The organism is Streptomyces sp. McG3 (genome assembly GCF_018619185.1).
In the GTDB taxonomy this organism is placed as follows: Bacteria; Actinomycetota; Actinomycetes; order Streptomycetales; family Streptomycetaceae; genus Streptomyces.
The window spans coordinates 1-18,550 of sequence record NZ_JAAXYC010000153.1; the positions used below are offsets into that span (position 1 = coordinate 1).

The window sequence follows — 18,550 nt, forward strand, 5'->3', positions numbered from 1 at the left end:
CCGCTCCCCCACCCCCATCGGCACCCCGCGCTGGATGCCCGTACGCAGCTCCAGGGCGACCGCCACGTCGGAGGCGTCCGGGCGGTCGGCGCCGCGCAGGTCCGCCACGGTCCACGCCACCCTCAGCACCCGGTCCAGGCCCCGGGCCGTGAGAATCCCGCGCTCCAGATCCCGCTCCGCGGCCGCCAGCGCTCCCGGTGCCACGAGCAGCCGGGTCCGCAGCTCATGGCCGGGCACCTCGCTGTTCGTGGTCCACGGGGTGCCGGCCAGCCGCTCGGCCGCCCGCGCCCTGGCGTCCCGTACCCGTGCGGCGACGACGGCCGTCGACTCGCCCCGGCCGCCCTGCCCCAGGAGGTCCGCGCGGTCGACCGGCTCCACCTCGACCCGCAGGTCCACCCGGTCGAGGAGGGGCCCGGACAGCCGCGCCTGATAGCGGCGGACGACCGAGGGCGGGCACTCGCAGCCCGCGCCGGTGAGCGAGTGCCGGCCACAGGGGCACGGATTCGCGGCCAGGACCATCAGGAAACGGGCCGGCAGCCGCACCACCCCCGCGGACCGCGCGACCACCACATGCCCCGACTCCAGCGGCTGCCGCAGCGCGTCGAGGGCCTTGCCCGAGAACTCGGGGGCCTCGTCCAGGAACAGCACCCCGCGGTGGGCGAGCGACACCGCCCCGGGCCTCGGCATCCCGTTGCCCCCGCCGACCAGGGACTGCATGGTCGCCGAGTGGTGCGGGGCGCAGTAGGGCGCCCGGGAGACGAGCGGTTCACCCGGGGGGAGGATGCCCGCCACGGAGTGGACCGCCGTCACTTCGAGGGATTCCTGCCGGGTCAAAGGCGGCAGGACCGACGACAGCCGCTCGGCCAGCATGGTCTTTCCGGCGCCCGGTGGGCCCGAGAACAGCAGATGGTGTCCCCCGGCCGCGGCCACCTCCAGGGCCTGGCGCGGGCGCGGCTGCCCAGCGACGTCCGCCAGGTCGGGCCGGTGCCCGTCGCCCCGCCCGGCGGCCGGGGCGAGCCCCGTACCGAGGCCCGTGCCCGGGATCATGAGCCCGGCCAGCATGGCGTCGGGGCGTCCCTGGCCGTCGACCGGCTCCCCGGGCACCGGTTCGTCGCACAGGACGGCGATGAGCTGGCGCAGGCTCCGGACGCCGAGGACCGAGACCCCCGGCACCAGGGCCGCCTCCCCGGCCGTCTGCTCGGGGACCACGACCTGCTCGTACCCCGCTTCGGCCGCCGCGAGGACGGCGGGCAGCACGCCCCGTACCGGACGGACCCGGCCGTCCAGACCCAGCTCGCCGATCATGACCACGTCGGCGATCGCGGCGGGGTCGATCCGCTCCGCGGCCCCGAGGACCGCACACGCGACGGCGAGGTCGAAACCCGAACCGCTCTTCGGCACGGAGGCCGGGGAGAGGCCGACCGTGAGCTTCTTCTGCGGCCACTCGGCACCGGAATTGACCACGGCGGCCCGCACCCGGTCCCGGCTCTCGATCAGGCTCTTGTCCGGCAGTCCGACCAGGGTGAAGGCCGCCACGCCCGGCTCCAGGTCCGCCTGGACCTCCACCACCACACCCTCGACACCGATCAGCGCCACGGAACACGCTCGCGCGAAGCCCATCAGGACACCCCCCGGGCGTGCTCCGCGACCGGGGCTCCGCGCCGGGGCACGATCACCCCGATCAGATCGATGCGGACCCCGCCGGGCGGTGGCCCGCCGTGCCGGTCGAGCCAGATCTCGGCGAGCCGTCGCAGCCGGTCCGCCTTGACCGGACCGACCGCCGCCATGGGGTGCTCGAACCCTTGTGACCTGCGCGTCTTCACCTCGCAGAAGACCAAGGCGTCGCCGTCCCTGGCCACGATGTCGATCTCTCCGGCGCGACAGCGCCAGTTGCGCTCGACCACCGCCATTCCGGCTTCGGCCAGCAGCCGCGCCGCCAGATCCTCGCCGTACCGCCCGAGTGCCCCCCGTGCGTTCATATCGGCACCACCTCCGGCACCGACTGTGACCCGGCCCGCCCCAAGATGTGGATCTTGGTGGACAACTCCGCGGATGTGGAAAACCCGGCCACCCACAAGGGTGACCGGGTCGTATCCGCGACGCGCGTATCGGGGGCCCGGCACCGGGCAGCGCGGGGTCAGCCTCCCGGAAGTTCCAGATCGCTCTTGTTGAGCTCTTCGATGTTGACGTCCTTGAAGGTCAGCACGCGGACCTGCTTGACGAACCTCGCGGGCCGGTACATGTCCCAGACCCAGGCGTCCGCCATGGACACCTCGAAGAAAACCTCACCCTGGACGGAGTGCACCTGCATCTCGTAGTCGTTGGTGAGGTAGAAGCGCCGTTCGGTCTCGATCACATATTTGAACAGACCGACGACATCGCGGTACTCCCGGTAGAGCTTCAGCTCCATCTCGGTCTCGTACTTCTCGAGGTCCTCGGCGCTCATGGCATGTTTCCCCTTCAGCCGTGCGTGCCCCCATTGTGCGTCAGCCTCCGACGCCCCTGGACGATTAGACGATTTCGGGGGTCAGAACCAGCGGATCGCACGGGGGACCCTCGTCGAGGAGCGTGCGGAGCAGCTCGGCGAGTCTGGTCGGGTACACCGTCTCACGCGTCGCGAGCAGTTCGGCGGAAGTCCACCACCTCAGACCGGCGACGCTGCGCAGTTCCAGGTCGGTGAGGCCCTGCGGGGCCGTAGCGGTCTGCGTCGTACGGGCCAGGTAGTACCACTCGTCCTGGTCCCAGCGCCGCCCGTCGAACGGGAAGGAACAGATCCGGGTCCAGAGCAGAGGACCCAGCTCGATGTCGGTGATCCCGGTCTCCTCCTCCAGCTCGCGGCGGGCCGCCGCCTCCCGGGTCTCGTCGCCCTCCAGACCTCCGCCCGGGGTGAACCACCAGGTGTCGTCCGGGTCGTCCGGCTCATGGCCGTGCAGCAGCAGGACGCGGTCGTCGGGGTCCAGGAGGACCACCCGGGCGACCCTGCGGGCCCCGGAGGTCATCGGGCCGCTCCGGCGGGCGTCCTCCGGCGGGCGAGGCGCGCCGCCACGGGCCCGTACACCGCGCCGCCCAGGATGAGTACGGCTCCCACCACGATCGCGCCCAGCTGGAACGGCAGCGGCCCGGCGGCGGACACCCCGCCGGGCAGCGCGGCGAACGAGGAGGGCCGGTCGATCATGCCGTCCATCGGCCAGGCCACCGCGTCCACGCGGCCCTGCACCGCGCTCAGCGGCACGGAGCCCCCGTCGCCGTCCTGGAGGTGGACGCGGGAGTCCAGGGAGGTGGCCCGCTCGTCGCCGAGCAGAAAGATCTGGCCCCGGGGGACGGTGGCGGAGAAGTCCTGGGGCGAGGCCGGCGCCTTCGTGCCCGGTGCGGCCGGGCCCCGGTCGAGGTAGGGCTCGTCGACGGGGGTTCCGTTGACGGTGAGCCGCCCCTCCCGGTCGCAGCAGGCGACCTTGTCCCCGCCGATCCCGACGACGCGCTTCACCATCGGGGTGGCGCCCCAGACCTGGTCGGTGAAGACCACCACGTCACCGCGCCGGACATCGGTGCCGTCCATCCGCTCGGCGAGCACCCGGTCACCGGGCTTCACCGTGGGGGACATCGAGTCGGTCGGGACCGTGTACGGCTGGTAGACCATCGCCGCCCAGACGAAACCGCCGAGGAAGAGCACACAGCCGACGGCCACGGCCAGGCCCGACATCATGGCGCCGAGCCGGCCGCGGCCGTCTTCCTTGCGTCCTGTACCACTCATCCCAGCGCTCCCCCGTCGGAGATCGACAATCGCTGATCCGAGTCGGCACCCTACCCGGCGGTACGCCCGGCGGTCAGCCTCCGGCGGCGCCACAACACGAGGGGCACCGCTCCGGCTACGCCCAGTGCCGCCGGCGCCATCGCGGCGGCCGTGTTCAGACCGGGCTGGTCGAAGGTGTCCGGGACCGGGAGGGTCGCCCAGCGGCCCAGCGGCCAGGCGATGACGACGGCGCGGCCGACGACCTCGTCCGTGGAGACCGTGCCCTGTCCCGGGAGCTCCTGGTGGTAGCGCGAGTCCAGGGAGTTCTGCCGGTGGTCGCCCATGACGAAGATCCGGCCGTCCGGCACCTTGATCGGGCCGAAGGGCTTGTCGTTGCACGGGGTGTTCCCCGGGAAGATGAACGACTTCTCGTCCAGGCTCTTCCCGTTGACCGTGACCGGCCCGTTCTCCTTGCACTCCACGGTGTCGCCGCCGACCGCGATGACCCGCTTGATCAGGTCCTTCTCCTCGGAGGACGGCATCAGGCCGATGAAGCTCAGGAACTTCTGCACCGCGTTGGGCTCCGGGGTCACGGTGTCCTCGAGCCAGCCGCCCGGGTCGTGGAAGACCACGACCTCGCCGCGCTCCGGCTCCGAGCCGAACCACGGGGTCAGCTTGTCGACCAGCACCCGGTCACCCCGCTGCAGAGTGTTCTGCATGGAGTCCGAGGGGATCGAGAACGCCTGGACCAGGAACGTCTTGATCAGCAGCGCCAGAACCAGCGCGATACCGACGAGCAGCGGAAGCTCCAGCCAGAAGGAACGTTGCCTCCTGGCCGGCCTGCCGCCGTCGCCGCCCGGGGGATCGCCCTCACCCTCCGGCGGGACCGCCGCCCCGCCCGCGGGAGACTCGTCGCGCTCCGGCCGGTCCTCGGGTTCGTCGTGTCCGGATCGTGCGCCGACCGCCAAATCCCCCACATCCACTCCTCAATACGTGCCACTGCCCGCGCCCGATCCGGTGCAGGCCCACCACTCCCATAACGAGCGGGAGTTCCGCAGGGGTCGGGAGCCGGACCATTCCATAGGGATCCGGAGGTGCCACACTATTCGACGGGCGCGGAGCCGCCGCCTCCGATGCGCGCGCGTCCGGGACCGCGCCAAAGGTGTCGCGCTGTTCCAGGGTGCTCCAGTGGCCGAACGGCCAGGCGATCACGACGGCCCGCCCCACGACCTCTTCCTCGGAGACCGTGCCCCGGTGGGGTTCGTCGAGGTGGAAGCGGGAGTCGGCCGAGTCGGACCGGTGGTCCCCCATCATGAACAGCCGGCCCCGGGGAACCTTCACCTCGAACGAGATGGTCGAGGGCCGGTCGTCGGGGTGGAGGTACGTCTCGGCCAGCGGTACGCCGTTGACGGTGACCCGGCCGTCCTCGCCGCAGCACTTCACGGTGTCGCCGCCCACCGCGATGACCCGCTTGATCAGGTCCTGCTCATCGTCGGACGGCAGCAGCCCGATGAAGGTCAGCAGCTCGGTGACCTGCTTGACGCCGATCGGCGGGTCCTTCTCCTCCCCGGGGTTCTCCTGCTGGAGCCAGCCGCCGGGGTCCTTGAACACCACGACGTCGCCGCGCTGCGGCTTCGACCCGAACCACGGGGTCAGCTTGTCCACGAGCACCCGGTCGCCGATCCGGATGGTCTGTTCCATCGACCCGGACGGGATGACGAACGCCTGCACCAGGAACGTCTTCAGGACGAGCGCGATCAGCAGCGCCACGACGACGAGGACGGGTATCTCCCTCACCGCGGACCCACGACGCCTGCGCCGGACCTTCTTGGCCAGCCGGCGGCGTTCCGCCCGGGTGGGCAGGGAGCGCGGCCCGGTGGGCCTGGTCCCGGTCGGCAGGGCCGCGTCGGGATCGGGTGCGCCGCGCGGACGCCCGCGGTTACCCATGCGCCGCGCCGGGAGCCCGTACGCCGTCGAAGGCGCCGGTCCCCTCCAGCGACCCCGTCCGGGCAGGCGGCCAGCCCAGCCAGTCCACCCGGCCGGTCACCCGCTCGACGGGGACCATCCCGCCGCCGGGCGATCCGAGATGGTCCCGGGAGTCGCTGGAGCGGCTGCGGTGGTCGCCCATCATCCACAGGGTGCCGGCGGGCACCACGATGTCGAAGGGCACCCGGGAGGCGGTGTCACCGGGGTACAGGTACGGCTCGTCCACCGTCACGTCGTCGACCGCGAGCCTTCCCCGCGCGTCGCAGCAGACGACGCGGTCACCGCCCACGCCCACCACCCGCTTCACGAAGTCGGTGTCGGCGGGCTCCGTGAGCCCCAGGGAGGAGGCCGCCCCGCGCACCAGCCCGGTCAGCAGGTCCGCGTCGAGGTCCTCCCGTACGAACGAGCCGGTGCCGTCGAAGACCACCACGTCGCCGCGCTCGGGCTCGGCGCCGAAACGGTAGGCCAGTTTGTTGACGAGAACCCGGTCACCGACCTTCAGCGTGGGCTCCATCGAGCGGCTGGGGATCAGGAACGGCTGGACCACGTAGGAGCTGAACAGCAGCAGGACGACAGCGGCCAGGAACACCCCGGTGAGCACCCGCCGCCAGGACAGGACGGAGACGACACGGTCCCGTATGCGCGAGAAGCGCGACCTCTCCCCGGAACCCGCGTCGGGGTCCGGGGAGCGGTCGCGCTCCGAGTGCTGTGCTTGCGTGTCCATCGCGGCCGAATCTTATCCGGCCGCCCTGTGGACGGGTCACCCCCAGGGGGATGACCGGGCGGCGACTCAGCGGTCGCGCTTCTCCTTGATCTTCGCGGCCTTGCCGCGCAGCTCACGGAGGAAGTACAGCTTGGCGCGACGGACGTCACCGCGGGTGACGAGCTCGATCTTCTCGAAGATCGGGCTGTGCACCGGGAAGGTGCGCTCGACGCCGACGCTGAAGGAGACCTTGCGGACCGTGAAGGTCTCGCCGACGCCCGAGCCCTGGCGGCGGATGACGATGCCCTTGAACTGCTGGATACGGGAGCGGTTGCCCTCGATCACGCGCACGTGAACGTTGACGGTGTCACCGGGGCGGAACGCCGGGAGGTCCGAACGGAGGGTGGCGGCGTTGACGCCATCGAGCAGGGAAGCCATGGTTTCTGCTTTCTTCGCCGATGCCACAGGTCATCGACGGGATGTCGTTGAAGAGTTCGGAGTGCTGATCGCGTCGGGCGGGCGTCTTTCCCCCTGTGGCAGGGGCGCACACCGGACGTACAGCAGCGGCCTATTCTTCCACGGCGGTGGGCCTGCGCCAAAATCGGCCGCCGGGCTCCGGTGCGAAGCCGAGGATGGAGAGGATCTCGCGGTCCTTCTTGTCGAAGGCGCTCGCCTCGCACCGCTCGATCAGGTCGGGCCGGTTGAGTGCCGTGCGGGCGAAGGCCTGGTCACGCCGCCAGCGGGCGATCCTGCCGTGGTGTCCGCTGAGCAGGACGTCCGGGATGGAGCGGCCGCGCCACTCGGGCGGCTTGGTGAAGACCGGGCCCTCCAGGAGGTCGGCCATCGCGCCCGGGGCGAAGGAGTCGTCCCGGTGTGACTCGGCGTTGCCGAGGACGCCCGGCAGCAGCCGGGCCACGGCCTCCGTGATCACCAGGACGGCCGCTTCCCCGCCGGCCAGCACATAGTCCCCGATGGAGACCTCGACGACCCGCAGCCGGGTGGCGTACTCGTCGATCACCCGGCGGTCGATGCCCTCGTACCGGGCCGGGGTGAAGACGAGCCAGGGCTCGGCGGAGAGTTCGACGGCCAGTTCCTGGGTGAACGGCCGGCCGCTGGGCGTGGGCACGACGAGCACCGGGGAGTGCGCCCCGGCCTCGTAGCCGTCGGCCAGGGCCTCGTCGAGCGCCTCGCCCCAGGGCTCGGTCTTCATGACCATGCCGGGGCCGCCACCGTAGGGGGTGTCGTCCACCGTGTTGTGCCGGTCGTACGTCCACTCCCGCAGGTCGTGGACGTGGACGTCCAGCACGCCGCGGGCGCGGGCCTTGCCGACGAGGGAGACGTTCAGCGGTTCCAGGTACTCCGGGAAGATCGTGACGACGTCGAGCCGCATCAGGCGTCGCCCTTCGGCGCCTCGTCCGCGTCCCCGGCGGCCTCTTCCTCTTCATCGCGCGAGGAGGCGACCACGGCCTCGCTCTCGTCGATGAGGCCGGGCGGCGGGGTGATCACCGCGCGCTGCTCCTCCAGGTCGATCTCGGTGACGATCTCCTCCACGAAGGGGATCATCACCTCGCTGCCGTCGGGGCGCTCCACGATGAACAGGTCCTGCGAGGGCAGGTGGGAGACCTCGGTGATCCGGCCGATCGCGGTGCCGTCGGCGAGCACCACGTCGAGGTCGATCAGCTGGTGGTCGTAGAACTCGTCCTCGTCCTCGGGGAGCTCCTCCGGGTCCACCTCGGCGATCAGCAGGGTGTTGCGCAGCGCCTCGGCGCCGGTGCGGTCGCGCACCCCTTCGAAGCGCAGCAGGAGCCTGCCGCTGTGGACCCGGCCCGTCTCGATCGTCAGCGGACCGGTCGCCGCCGGTTCGGTGGCCAGGACGGCGCCGGGGCCGAGCCGCAGCTCCGGCTCGTCCGTTCGTACCTCGACGGTGACCTCGCCCTTGATGCCGTGGGCGCGTCCGATCCGCGCGACTACCAACTGCACGCTGTTCTCCGATTGGTGGGGTGGGGACGTCGACCTGTCGGAAACGTCCGGGTGGCCGACGACAAAGGCCGGGGACGGCCCGAAGGCCCTCCCCGGCCCTGGCCGGTGTTCAACTCGCTTATCAGCGAACCTGGTCCACATCGACGAGGTCGACGCGGATCCCACGGCCGCCGATGGCACCCACGACCGTGCGCAGAGCGCGAGCGGTGCGGCCGTTACGGCCGATCACCTTGCCGAGGTCGTCGGGGTGGACCCGGACCTCCAGCACGCGCCCGCGACGCAGGGTGCGCTCGGCAACCTGTACGTCGTCGGGGTTGTCGACGATGCCCTTCACGAGGTGCTCGAGAGCCTCCTCGAGCATGCTCAGGCCTCGGTCGACTCGGTGGACGCGGGGGCCTCAGCCGCCTCGTCCGCCTTCTTGTCGGACTTCTTGGCCTTGGGGGTGATGGCCTCACCCTTGGCCTCGTCGCCGTCCGAGGACAGCGCCTCGAACAGCGCGCGCTTGTCAGCCTTGGGCTCCGGCTGCAGCAGCGGCGCGGGGGCCGGGAGACCCTTGTGGGCCTGCCAGTCACCGGTGAGCTTCAGGATCGCGAGGACCGGCTCGGTCGGCTGGGCGCCGACGGACAGCCAGTACTGCGCGCGCTCTGCGTTGACCTCGATGCGCGAGGGGTTCTGCACCGGGTGGTACAGGCCGATCTCCTCGATGGCCCGGCCATCACGGCGGGTACGGGAGTCGGCGACGACGATGCGGTAGTGAGGCGAACGGATCTTGCCCAGACGCTTCAGCTTGATCTTGACTGCCACGGAAGTGGTGTCTCCTGGTCTATGACGTGGTTGGGCACAACTAGATGCCACGTGGGGTTGCGGTACTCGGAGTGCCCGATGGACGCGTCAGCCGGAGGAGAGAGGGGTCCTGTGCGACTGTCGAGTACAGCTAGCCATTGTGCCACACCACATCGGCTCACCCCACCGCGACCGCCGCTTCCGGAATCCGGAACGGCTTGCCGCAGCCACCGCAGACGATCGGCGCCTGTGCCAGGACCGACGGCACGACGCGGACGTTGCGTCCGCAGTCGCAGACGGCCTTGACCCGCACACCGCCCCCGGAGGAACCGTGCCGGGCGGCAGGTCCGCGGAAGGAGCGCTTGGTGTCGGCGGCGGTGGCGACGGTGTGCGCCTTGAGGGCGCGCTGCAGCCGTTCGGTGGTCGGACGGTACCGGCGCTTGGCTTCCGGATTCAGCGTGACCAGCGAGAATCCGCTGCTGGGGTGGGGTTCCTCGGCATGATCGAGGCCCAGCTCCTCGGCGATCGCGAGGAAGCGTCGGTTGTGGTAGCGGCCGGCGCGGGAGGTGTCTCGGACTCCTCTCGCGGCGGCGATGCCGTGGACTGCCTCATGGAGCAGTCGCTCGAAGGAGAGCTCGGCGCCACAGGCGGACGAGGACTCTCCGATCAGGGACTCGGGCGCGGCAAGATCGGGCAGCTCGGGGTGGTACCGCTGAATGTCGGCCCACGCCTGTGCCAGCTCTGCGGCAAGTACAGGTGGTGTCGTGCTCACGTCGTGACAACGAGCCCGAGGGCCCCGGTGTTCCTATTCCGGGGCATCCCAAATAATTTGCACGTACCAGTCAGTTGCCCTTGATGCGTCCGGACGAGGGCGGGTGCGCAGAACTGCGGAGAAGACGCACAGCTCACACCAAGGTGGTGCACAGCGTGCGGTACGCCCCGGGGCTCCGGATGTGAGGTGCGCGGGCGGCCCGCGCTCCTGACGAATCCGCCGGAGAGACTACCCGCCCCTCCTCTCGACGTGCCCGGCGCGGGGTGTCGGGTAAGACTGGACGGAGAGCAGACGTGGGACGGGGCGCACGGACGGGGCACGCAAGCACTGCTCCACAACCCCTGGACGGAACGGCGGATGCGCAGTTCTCTGGCTACGGGGGTGCGGAACACACGCACACGGGGGACGTCCACTCGGGCACGACCGACCTCTTGGCGGATTGGGGCACTTTCCATGACACCAACGCTCGTCCGGAACCAGCCGGCCGCGGATGCCTCCGCACCGGCGGACGCCGGTACCCGCGCACGCGACTGGGCCGAGATCCAGGAACGCATGCTCGCGCCGCTGTACGAGGCGGTGTATGACCGGATGGAAGTCGGGGCCGCCACCCGGATGCTGTCCCTCGGCTGTGGCTCGGGGCTCGCGATGCTCGTCGCGGCGGCCCGCGGGGCACACGTCACGGGTGTGGACTCCGACGAGGAGCGTCTGGCGCTGGCCCGGGCCCGGCTGCTGCCCGACGCGGGCTGGGACGACGCGCCCGCGCACTCCCCGCATCCGGCCCGCAGCCGGGCCCGGCTGCTGGAGGACGGACTGCCCGTACCGGCCGGCGCGGACGGCGCCCCGTACAACCTGATCACGGTCTTCGAGCCGATCGGCTGTGCGGCCGGGGACTCCGAGGGGCTGGTGCCGGCGCTGCGGTCGGCCGTGCCGCTGGCGGTCAGGGGCGCCTCGGTGGTGCTGACCGGATGGGGGCCGCCGGAGCGCTGCGCCACGGCCGCGGTGCTGCGGGTGGCCGCGCGGCTGGCGGAGTCCGCGCGTCCGCCGCGTACCGACCCGGGCAGGTGGCGCCCGACGCTCCGGGACGATCTGGAGGACGTGGCGGCGCGGGCCGGGCTGAAGCCGGACGGTTCGGGGCGGGTGTCCTGCCCGTTCGGCTACGCGGACGTGAACAGCGCGGTGCGCGGCCTGCTGTCCACCGGGCTCTTCGACGCCGCCGTACGGGCCACGTACCGCTCCCAGGTGGAGAAGGAGGTCGCGGAGGCCCTGCATCCGCACCGGCGGCAGGACGGCACGGTGTGGATGCCGAACGTCTTCCGCTATCTGGTCTGCGTGACCTGAGCCGACGGGGAGCACGGCACGCGTAAGGGGCACCCTTGAGAAAGGGCGCCCCTTACGCGTGGTGCTCGGTTCGCGTTACATGAACTTCTTGAACTCGTCCGGCAGCTCGAAGTTCTTCTCCTCCTGGGCGGGCAGACCGAGCGCGCCGCCCTGGGCCGCCTGCTCGCGGCGCTCGGCGGCGGCGGCCTCCTCGGCCTTGCGCTTCATGGGGTTGCCGCTCTTGCGCTTGCCCTTGGCCTGCTTGACCTGCTTCTTCTGCCGGCCGGGGCCGCCGCCCATGCCGGGCATACCCGGCATCCCGGGCATACCGCCGCCCTGGGCCATCTTGGACATCATCTTGCGGGCCTCGAAGAAGCGCTCCACCAGGCTCTTGACCGCGGAGACCTCGACGCCCGAACCCTTGGCGATGCGGGCGCGGCGCGAACCGTTGATGAGCGTCGGCTCGGCGCGCTCCTTCGGGGTCATCGACTTGATGATCGCGGCGGTGCGGTCGATGTCGCGCTCGTCGATGTTGTTGATCTGGTCCTTGATCTGCCCCATGCCGGGCAGCATCCCGAGCAGCTTGGAGATGGAGCCCATCTTGCGGACCTGCTCCATCTGGGCCAGGAAGTCGTCGAGGGTGAAGTCCTTGCCACCCTTGCTCGACTGGAGCTTCGAGGCCATTTTGGCGGCCTCTTCCTGGCTGAACGTCTTCTCCGCCTGCTCGATCAGGGTGAGCAGGTCACCCATGTCGAGGATGCGGGAGGCCATCCGGTCCGGGTGGAACGCGTCGAAGTCCTCCAGCTTCTCGCCGTTCGACGCGAACATGACCTGCTTGCCCGTGACGTGGGCGATCGACAGGGCCGCGCCACCGCGGGCGTCGCCGTCGAGCTTGGAGAGCACCACGCCGTCGAAGCCGACGCCGTCGCGGAAGGCCTCGGCGGTGTTGACCGCGTCCTGACCGATCATCGCGTCGACGACGAAGAGGATCTCGTCGGGGCTGACGGCGTCGCGGATGTCCGCGGCCTGTTGCATCAGTTCCTGGTCGATGCCGAGGCGGCCGGCGGTGTCGACGATGACGATGTCGTGGACCTTGGCCTTGGCGAACTCGATGGAGTCCTTGGCGACCTGGACCGGATCGCCGACGCCGTTGCCCGGCTCGGGCGCGTACACCGCGACGCCGGCGCGCTCGGCGACGACGCTGAGCTGGTTGACGGCGTTGGGGCGCTGGAGGTCGCAGGCGACGAGCAGCGGGGAGTGACCCTGGCCCTTGAGCCAGAGGCCGAGCTTTCCGGCCAGCGTCGTCTTGCCGGCGCCCTGGAGACCGGCGAGCATGATCACGGTGGGCGCGGTCTTGGCGAACCGGAGCCGCCGGGTCTCGCCGCCGAGGATGGAGACGAGCTCCTCGTTGACGATCTTGACGACCTGCTGGGCGGGGTTCAGCGCCTGGGAGACCTCGACGCCGCGCGCCCGCTCCTTCACATTGGCGATGAAGGCCCGGACCACGGGCAGGGCGACGTCGGCTTCCAGCAGAGCGATACGGATCTCGCGTGCCGTGGCGTCGATGTCCGCCTCGGACAAGCGGCCCTTGCCCCTGAGGTTCTTGAAAGTCGCGCTAAGGCGGTCGGAGAGAGTATCGAACACGGCGCTCGTCGGTCCTCAAGGGTCGGGGGCGGGGCAGGTCAGTCGCCCTCCAGGGTATCCGTCCCCCGGGGAACGCCAAGCCCTCGCCCGGATCGGAGGTCCGGCGAGGGCCCGATGTCAGGGTTGCACCGGTCGGCCGAGCGCCTTCTCGACCTCCCGGGCGACCTCGGTGGCCCGGGCCGGGGACAGGGGTTCGTCGTCGGTCCCGGTGACGTAGAAGGCGTCCACGGCGTTGGCGCCGAGGGTGGAGACATGGGCGCTGCGCACCCGTACGGCGCTGCCTTCCAGGGCGTTGCCGATCCGGTGGAGCAGGCCCGGGGCGTCCTGGGCGCGGACCTCGATGACGGTGGCCCGGCGGGAGCCGGCGGCGGCCACGGTCACCCGGGGCGGCGGGGCCTTCACGCCGCGCCGGCGCGGATAGGCGGCCTCCCGCTCGGCGAGGCGGGCCCGGATGTCCAGGGAGCCGTCGAGGACGCGTACGAGGTCGGCGCGGAGGCGGGCGGCCTGCGGGAGGGACCCGTACTCGGCGGCGACCCGCCAGCTGAGCAGCAGCAGGTCCGCCCGCTCCCCCAGCTCGTTGGGGAGCTCCACCGCGCGCAGGTCGGCGGCGCGCACGGTGAGGCGGTGCAGGGCGAGGACTCCGGCGGCGGCGGGCAGGACGCCGGGGCGGTCGGGCAGGGCGATGAGGAGTTCGACGCCGACGGGTTCCACCTCGCCGTCCCCGGCGGGCTCCTCGGGCCGGGTGTGCAGGGCGAGGACGGGTTCTCCGGTACGCAGGGCTTCGATGGCGAGGCGTTCGTGCTCGGCGCTGGGCGCGGCCTCCTCGGGCTCGTCGGGGGACTTCCCGGCGAGGACGGCGGCGACGCGTTTGACGAGGTCGGTGACGAGGGAGGCGCGCCAGGAGCTCCAGGCGGCGGGCCCGGTGGCGAGCGCGTCCGCCTCGGTGAGGGCGTGCAGCAGTTCCAGGGTGGTGGTGCTGGAGACGGCGTCGGCGACCGACCGCACAGTGGCGGGATCGTCGAGGTCGCGTCGGGTGGCGGTCTCGACGAGCAGCAGATGGTGGCGTACGAGGGTGGCGATGACGCCCACGTCGTGCTTGTCGAAGCCGATGCGGGTGGCCATGTCCCGGGCGATGACCTCGCCGGCCACGGAGTGGTCGCCGGGCCAGCCCTTGCCGATGTCGTGCAGGAGGGCCGCGACCAGGAGGAGGTCGGGGCGGTGGACGCGGCGGGTGAGGAAGGAGGCGCGGACGGCGGTCTCCACGAGGTGCCGGTCGACGGTCCAGGTATGGACGGCGTTGCGCTGGGGGCGGCAGTGGACGCGTTCCCAGTCGGGCAGGAGGCGGGTGATGATCCCTTCCGCTTCGAGCGCCTCCCAGACGCCGACGGTGGCCTCTCCCGCGCCGAGCAGGGTGACGAGTTCCTCGCGGGCCTCGGGGGGCCAGGGCACCGGCAGCGGCTGTGCGGTGGCCGCCAGGTGGCGTACGAGGTGGCGGGAGAGCGGGAGCCCGGCCTCGGCGGCGGCAGCGGCGGCGCGCAGGGTCAGGACCGGGTCGCGTTCGGGGCGTGCGGCGCGGGCGAGGACCACTTCGCCGTCCGCGTCCACCACGCCGTCGGCGAGCGGGGTGCGCTCGGGGACGGCCTTGGACCCGAGCCCGCCGCCGAGCATGGCGCGGAGCCTCGGGCGGACGGAGCGGGCGCGCAGGACCCGGTTGACCTCGCGCCAGGTGACGTCAGTGGCGTACGAGACGGTGCGGGCGGCCTCGTAGACCTTGCGGAGCAGGGTGTCGGCGTCGAGGAGGCCGAGGGCCTGGGCGACCTGGTCCTGTTCCTGGAGGGCGAGGCGGTCGGTGGCGCGCCCGGTGGTGAGGTGGAGGGCGTCGCGGGCGTCCAGGAGGATGCGGCGGGCCTCGGTGAGGCCTTCGCGGGGGGCGTCGGCGACCCAGGAGGCGGCCACGGCGCGCAGGGCGGTGGCGTCGCGGAGGCCGCCGCGGGCCTCCTTGAGGTCGGGTTCCAGGAGGAACTGGAGCTCGCCCGTCCGCTCGGCCCGTTCCTGGCAGAGCTCGTGGAGGGCGGGGAGGCGTTTGGGGGCCTGGTTGCGCCAGTCGGCGAGGATCGCGGTGCGCAGGGAGGCGACGAGGCCGAGGTCGCCGGCGACGGGGCGGGCGTCCAGCAGGCCGAGCTGGACCTTGAGGTCCTCGCCCGCGGTCTTCCTGGCCTCGCCGGGGGTGCGTACGGAGTGGTCGAGGGCCAGGCCCAGGTCCCAGACCGGGTACCAGACGGAGTCGGCGAGGGCGGCGAGCGCCGCCGCGTCGGCGCTCCCGTCGTGCAGGAGGAGCAGGTCGAGGTCGCTGCGCGGCGAGAGCTCGCCGCGGCCGTAGCCGCCGACGGCGACGAGGGCCGCGCCCCTCACCCCGGCGTGTGTCGCGGCGGCGGTGAACAGGCCGGTGAGCCAGTCGTCGGTGAGGCGGGCGAGGGCCGCACGGCGCGGCGGCCCGGACCACGCCTCCTGCTGGAGGAGGCGCAGCCGGGCCGCCGCGTAGCCGCTGGGTCCCGAGCCTTCGGTTTTGGTGGTCACTTCGGTACTCGTCACCCAGCTGCCTTCCGTTTGCGGGCCGTAGGTCAGAGGGCGTCCGGGCCGCGCTCGCCGGTCCGTACGCGGACGGCGGTCTCGACCGGGACGCTCCAGACCTTCCCGTCACCGATCTTGCCGGTACGGGCGGCCTTGACGACGACCTCGATGAGCTGTTCGGAGTCCTCGTCCTCGACGAGGACCTCGATGCGGATCTTGGGGACCAGGTCGACGGTGTACTCGGCGCCCCGGTAGACCTCGGTGTGGCCGCGCTGTCGCCCGTAACCGCTGGCTTCCGTGACGGTGAGCCCCTGGACGCCGAAGGCCTGGAGGGCCTCCTTGATCTCGTCCAGCCGGTGGGGCTTCACGACCGCGGTGATGAGCTTCATGCGTCCACCTTCTTTGCCTTCGGTGCTGCCGTCGGATCCGTCGCGGGGGCGGTGGTGCGGGAGACCGTGCCGCCGCCGGCGCCGCTGAAGTCGTACGCCGTCTCGGCGTGCTCGACCTGGTCGATGCCGGAGACCTCGTCGTCCTCGGAGACCCGCATCCCGATCGTCCTGTCGAGCAGGAGGGCGATGAGGGCGGAGACGACCAGAGAGTACGCGAGGACGGCGACGACGCCGATGGCCTGCTTGCCGAGCTGTTCGAGGCCGCCGCCGTAGAAAAGGCCCTTGGCGTCGGACTGGACACCGCCGGTGGCGAAGAAGCCGACCAGGATGGAGCCGATGATGCCGCCGACGAGGTGGACGCCGACGACGTCCAGGGAGTCGTCGTAGCCGAACCTGTACTTCAGGCCGACCGCCATGGCGCACAGGACACCGGCGATGGCGCCGACCGCGATCGCGCCGAGCGGGCTGACGGAGCCGCCCGCCGGGGTGATGGCGACGAGTCCGGCGACCGCGCCGGAGGCGGCGCCCAGGGTGGTGAAGGAGCCGTGGCGCAGCTTCTCGTAGACGAGCCAGCCGAGGACGGCCGCGGCGGTGGCGACCTGGGTGTTCAGGAACATGACCGCGCCGACGCCGTCGTCGTTGCCGAGCCAGGATCCGGCGTTGAAGCCGAACCAGCCGAACCACAGGAGGGCCGCGCCGAGCATGACGAGCGGCAGGCTGTGCGGCCGCATCGGGTCCTTCTTGAAGCCGACGCGCTTGCCGATGACCAGGATGACGCCGAGGGCGGCGGCTCCGGCGTTGATGTGGACGGCCGTACCGCCGGCGAAGTCGATGACGCCCATCTCGAAGAGCCAGCCGCCGGCGCCCCAGACCCAGTGGGCGACGGGGAAGTAGACGACGGTGACCCACAGGACGATGAACACCGCCCAGGCCGTGAACTTCACCCGGTCGGCGAGGGCGCCGCTGATCAGGGCCGGGGTGAGGACGGCGAACATCAGCTGGAAGACGGCGAAGACGTAGACCGGGATGGTGTAGCCGTCCCAGAGTTCCGTGACGCCGATGTTGCTGAGGCCGACGTAGTCGGAGCTCCAGCCGATGACCGAGCCGACGTCGGTGCCGAAGGCGAGGCTGAATCCGTAGAGCACCCACAGGATCGTGACGATCCCGAGGCTGATGAAGCTCATCATCAGCATGTTGAGGGTGCTCTTGACGCGGACCATGCCTCCGTAGAAGAAGGCCAGGCCGGGGGTCATGAGCATCACCAGGGCCGAGCAGATGAGCATGAACCCGGTGTTGGCGGCAGACAGCTCGGGGGCGTCTGCGGCAAGCGTCGTGATGCCTGGGGGCATCGGCGTCTCCTCGTCGTCGGTGCGGCCGCGGCGTGCGGGGGAATGCTGCGGGACCACTGGGAAGGTGCGGGCCGGTTATGAGCCATGAGGTTGGCCGAGCGCCGTTTCCGGGGATGCCGCACGGTGTTTCGCGAGCGTGACGAAGAGGGATCGCGTGTTACGGCGATATGAATCCGGGGTGGCGCGTCCGGTGCCCTGCCTACCATGCGGCGCACGCCGCATACGGTGCGGTTGAAACGCCCGGGAGCCGGAAAAACACGAAACCGGCCACGGCGGCCCTCCGTGTGACCAGGCGATGGGGGAGCCGAGTCGGGCTGTACGGAAGGGGCGCCGCGGCCGGGGCCCGGGGGGGCCGGTCAGACCGCTTCGGCGGTCTCCGGCAGCTGTTCGTGGAGCAGATCGGTGAGCCGGGCCACGTCGGCGACGTCGCCGAAGTCCCTGGCAGCGGTGTCGACGGTCTTGCGCAGGCGGGTGTTCACCCGCTCGGAACGGACCTTCTTGGCGATCTTCAGGGCGCGGGTGGCGAGCACGGTGGACTCCTCGGGCTCACGCTGGAGGAGATGGACGGTGGCCATGCCGATGAGGTTGAGCGCGTAGGAGCGCTGGTGCTCGTCGTCCTCGCCGAACAGCTCGACGGCCTTGTCCATGACGGGCTGGGCGAGCGAGGCGTACGTGGGGCTGCGGCCGGCGACATAGGCCAGGTCGCGGTAGGAGTGGGCGTTCTCCCCGTTCAGCTCGGCCTCGGAGAAGAAGCGGATCCAGTCGGGCTCGGGCTCGCCGTCGAGACCGGCGTCCAGGAAGGTGTCCTCGGCCATCCGGACGGCCCGCTTGCACTTGCTGGGCTGGCCCATGTTGGCGTAGGCGCGGGCCTCCATCGCATACAGCATCGCCTGCGTACGGGAGGTGGCGCAGTCGCGGCTGCCGTACTGCGCGAGGTGGATCAGCTCCAGGGCGTCGTCGGGGCGGCCCAGGTGGATCATCTGGCGGCTCATGCTGGAGAGGATGTAGCTGCCGAGCGGCTTGTCCCCGGCCTCCTTGGCGGCGTGCAGGGCGAGCACGAAGTACTTCTGGGCGGTGGGCTGGAGGCCCACGTCATAGCTCATCCAGCCGGCCAGCTCGGCCAGTTCGGCGGCGCAGCGGAAGAGGCGCTGGGCGGTGGGTCCCGGCTGGGGCTCCTGGAGCAGGTCGGTGACCTCGTGCAGCTGCCCGACGACGGCCTTGCGGCGCAGTCCGCCGCCGCACTGGGCGTCCCACTGCCGGAACATCGCGGTGGTCGACTCCAGCAGGTCCAGCTCGGGCCGGGAGAGCCGGGAGGGGCGGTGGGCG

General features: G+C 71.5%; 20 protein-coding genes. 1 reads left to right on the forward strand and 19 read right to left on the reverse strand.

All coding sequences use genetic code 11. The features are described from left to right. From HET64_RS23125 to HET64_RS23190, 14 genes are all read right to left on the reverse strand, one after another. Positions 1 to 1,620, reverse strand: a 1,620-nt coding sequence (locus HET64_RS23125; protein ID WP_215108507.1) for a YifB family Mg chelatase-like AAA ATPase, incomplete at its 3' end; no start/stop codon positions are given. Continuing rightward, a complete protein-coding gene (locus tag HET64_RS23130) occupies positions 1,620 to 1,979 on the reverse strand; it encodes a YraN family protein (protein ID WP_215108509.1) in 360 nt (119 codons plus the stop codon). The genes HET64_RS23125 and HET64_RS23130, both read right to left, overlap by 1 nt. A gap of 158 nt (positions 1,980 to 2,137) precedes the next feature. After that, on the reverse strand, positions 2,138 to 2,446 hold the full coding sequence (locus HET64_RS23135; RefSeq protein WP_003965949.1) for a DUF2469 domain-containing protein: 309 nt from the start codon (positions 2,444 to 2,446) through the stop codon (positions 2,138 to 2,140). Between the two features lie 64 nt (positions 2,447 to 2,510). Then, complete coding sequence (locus tag HET64_RS23140; protein WP_215108511.1) at positions 2,511 to 2,999, reverse strand: NUDIX hydrolase; 489 nt, start codon at positions 2,997 to 2,999, stop codon at positions 2,511 to 2,513. After that, entirely contained in the window at positions 2,996 to 3,751 is a 756-nt protein-coding gene (gene lepB, locus HET64_RS23145; RefSeq protein ID WP_215108513.1) for a signal peptidase I, read from the reverse strand. The genes HET64_RS23140 and lepB (HET64_RS23145) overlap by 4 nt, the downstream gene beginning before the upstream one ends. 50 nt (positions 3,752 to 3,801) lie before the next feature. Further along, positions 3,802 to 4,698: a signal peptidase I gene (gene lepB / locus HET64_RS23150; RefSeq protein WP_215108539.1), complete on the reverse strand. Its 897-nt coding sequence runs from the start codon at positions 4,696 to 4,698 to the stop codon at positions 3,802 to 3,804. Then, positions 4,601 to 5,677: a signal peptidase I gene (lepB, locus tag HET64_RS23155; RefSeq protein WP_215108515.1), complete on the reverse strand. Its 1,077-nt coding sequence runs from the start codon at positions 5,675 to 5,677 to the stop codon at positions 4,601 to 4,603. The genes lepB (HET64_RS23150) and lepB (HET64_RS23155) overlap by 98 nt, the downstream gene beginning before the upstream one ends. Next, the gene (gene lepB, locus HET64_RS23160) at positions 5,670 to 6,440 is read right to left on the reverse strand and encodes a signal peptidase I (RefSeq protein WP_215108518.1); all 771 of its coding nucleotides are present in this window, start codon (positions 6,438 to 6,440) and stop codon (positions 5,670 to 5,672) included. Before lepB (HET64_RS23160) ends, lepB (HET64_RS23155) begins: the two co-directional genes overlap by 8 nt. 66 nt (positions 6,441 to 6,506) lie before the next feature. Further along, positions 6,507 to 6,857, reverse strand: a complete 351-nt coding sequence (gene rplS / locus HET64_RS23165; RefSeq protein ID WP_215108520.1) for a 50S ribosomal protein L19 — start codon at positions 6,855 to 6,857, stop codon at positions 6,507 to 6,509. Between the two features lie 130 nt (positions 6,858 to 6,987). Continuing rightward, positions 6,988 to 7,809: a tRNA (guanosine(37)-N1)-methyltransferase TrmD gene (gene trmD / locus HET64_RS23170; protein WP_215108522.1), complete on the reverse strand. Its 822-nt coding sequence runs from the start codon at positions 7,807 to 7,809 to the stop codon at positions 6,988 to 6,990. Continuing rightward, complete coding sequence (rimM, locus tag HET64_RS23175) at positions 7,809 to 8,399, reverse strand: ribosome maturation factor RimM (protein ID WP_215108524.1); 591 nt, start codon at positions 8,397 to 8,399, stop codon at positions 7,809 to 7,811. Before rimM ends, trmD begins: the two co-directional genes overlap by 1 nt. A gap of 121 nt (positions 8,400 to 8,520) precedes the next feature. Next, on the reverse strand, positions 8,521 to 8,760 hold the full coding sequence (locus tag HET64_RS23180; protein WP_003965959.1) for an RNA-binding protein: 240 nt from the start codon (positions 8,758 to 8,760) through the stop codon (positions 8,521 to 8,523). A gap of 2 nt (positions 8,761 to 8,762) precedes the next feature. Beyond that, positions 8,763 to 9,203 carry a 30S ribosomal protein S16 gene (gene rpsP / locus HET64_RS23185; protein WP_215108526.1) on the reverse strand — a complete coding sequence of 147 codons (441 nt, stop codon included), beginning with the start codon at positions 9,201 to 9,203 and terminating at the stop codon, positions 8,763 to 8,765. Between the two features lie 157 nt (positions 9,204 to 9,360). Beyond that, positions 9,361 to 9,954 (reverse strand): hypothetical protein, encoded by a 594-nt coding sequence (locus tag HET64_RS23190; protein ID WP_003965961.1) that lies wholly within the window; start codon positions 9,952 to 9,954, stop codon positions 9,361 to 9,363. Between the two features lie 453 nt (positions 9,955 to 10,407). Here HET64_RS23190 and HET64_RS23195 point away from each other — a divergent pair, with 453 nt between their 5' ends. Further along, positions 10,408 to 11,292, forward strand: a complete 885-nt coding sequence (locus HET64_RS23195; RefSeq protein ID WP_215108528.1) for a methyltransferase domain-containing protein — start codon at positions 10,408 to 10,410, stop codon at positions 11,290 to 11,292. Positions 11,293 to 11,367: 75 nt separating this feature from the next. Here the strand turns inward: HET64_RS23195 and ffh are convergent, their stop codons facing one another. The 5 genes from ffh to HET64_RS23220 all read right to left on the reverse strand — a co-directional run. Beyond that, the gene (ffh, locus tag HET64_RS23200; RefSeq protein WP_215108530.1) at positions 11,368 to 12,915 is read right to left on the reverse strand and encodes a signal recognition particle protein; all 1,548 of its coding nucleotides are present in this window, start codon (positions 12,913 to 12,915) and stop codon (positions 11,368 to 11,370) included. 117 nt (positions 12,916 to 13,032) lie between these two features. Beyond that, positions 13,033 to 15,507, reverse strand: coding sequence for a [protein-PII] uridylyltransferase (locus HET64_RS23205; RefSeq protein ID WP_215108532.1), 2,475 nt, complete (start codon positions 15,505 to 15,507; stop codon positions 13,033 to 13,035). 29 nt (positions 15,508 to 15,536) lie between these two features. Beyond that, positions 15,537 to 15,875 carry a P-II family nitrogen regulator gene (locus HET64_RS23210; protein ID WP_007452846.1) on the reverse strand — a complete coding sequence of 113 codons (339 nt, stop codon included), beginning with the start codon at positions 15,873 to 15,875 and terminating at the stop codon, positions 15,537 to 15,539. Beyond that, a complete protein-coding gene (locus HET64_RS23215) occupies positions 15,872 to 17,224 on the reverse strand; it encodes an ammonium transporter (RefSeq protein WP_215108535.1) in 1,353 nt (450 codons plus the stop codon). Before HET64_RS23215 ends, HET64_RS23210 begins: the two co-directional genes overlap by 4 nt. A gap of 356 nt (positions 17,225 to 17,580) precedes the next feature. Continuing rightward, positions 17,581 to 18,550, reverse strand: a 970-nt coding sequence (locus tag HET64_RS23220) for a hypothetical protein (protein ID WP_215108537.1), incomplete at its 5' end; no start/stop codon positions are given.

Bases quoted from the DNA above. Each gene is read 5' to 3' on its own strand.
- rplS (WP_215108520.1), bottom strand. From the start codon at position 6,857: ATGGCTTCCCTGCTCGATGGCGTCAACGCCGCCACCCTCCGTTCGGAC.
- HET64_RS23180 (WP_003965959.1), bottom strand. From the start codon at position 8,760: ATGCTCGAGGAGGCTCTCGAGCACCTCGTGAAGGGCATCGTCGACAAC.
- HET64_RS23130 (WP_215108509.1), bottom strand. From the start codon at position 1,979: ATGAACGCACGGGGGGCACTCGGGCGGTACGGCGAGGATCTGGCGGCG.
- lepB (WP_215108515.1), bottom strand. From the start codon at position 5,677: ATGGGTAACCGCGGGCGTCCGCGCGGCGCACCCGATCCCGACGCGGCC.
- HET64_RS23210 (WP_007452846.1), bottom strand. From the start codon at position 15,875: ATGAAGCTCATCACCGCGGTCGTGAAGCCCCACCGGCTGGACGAGATC.
- lepB (WP_215108513.1), bottom strand. From the start codon at position 3,751: ATGAGTGGTACAGGACGCAAGGAAGACGGCCGCGGCCGGCTCGGCGCC.
- trmD (WP_215108522.1), bottom strand. From the start codon at position 7,809: ATGCGGCTCGACGTCGTCACGATCTTCCCGGAGTACCTGGAACCGCTG.
- HET64_RS23140 (WP_215108511.1), bottom strand. From the start codon at position 2,999: ATGACCTCCGGGGCCCGCAGGGTCGCCCGGGTGGTCCTCCTGGACCCC.
- HET64_RS23215 (WP_215108535.1), bottom strand. From the start codon at position 17,224: ATGCCCCCAGGCATCACGACGCTTGCCGCAGACGCCCCCGAGCTGTCT.
- HET64_RS23135 (WP_003965949.1), bottom strand. From the start codon at position 2,446: ATGAGCGCCGAGGACCTCGAGAAGTACGAGACCGAGATGGAGCTGAAG.
- lepB (WP_215108518.1), bottom strand. From the start codon at position 6,440: ATGGACACGCAAGCACAGCACTCGGAGCGCGACCGCTCCCCGGACCCC.
- HET64_RS23195 (WP_215108528.1), top strand. From the start codon at position 10,408: ATGACACCAACGCTCGTCCGGAACCAGCCGGCCGCGGATGCCTCCGCA.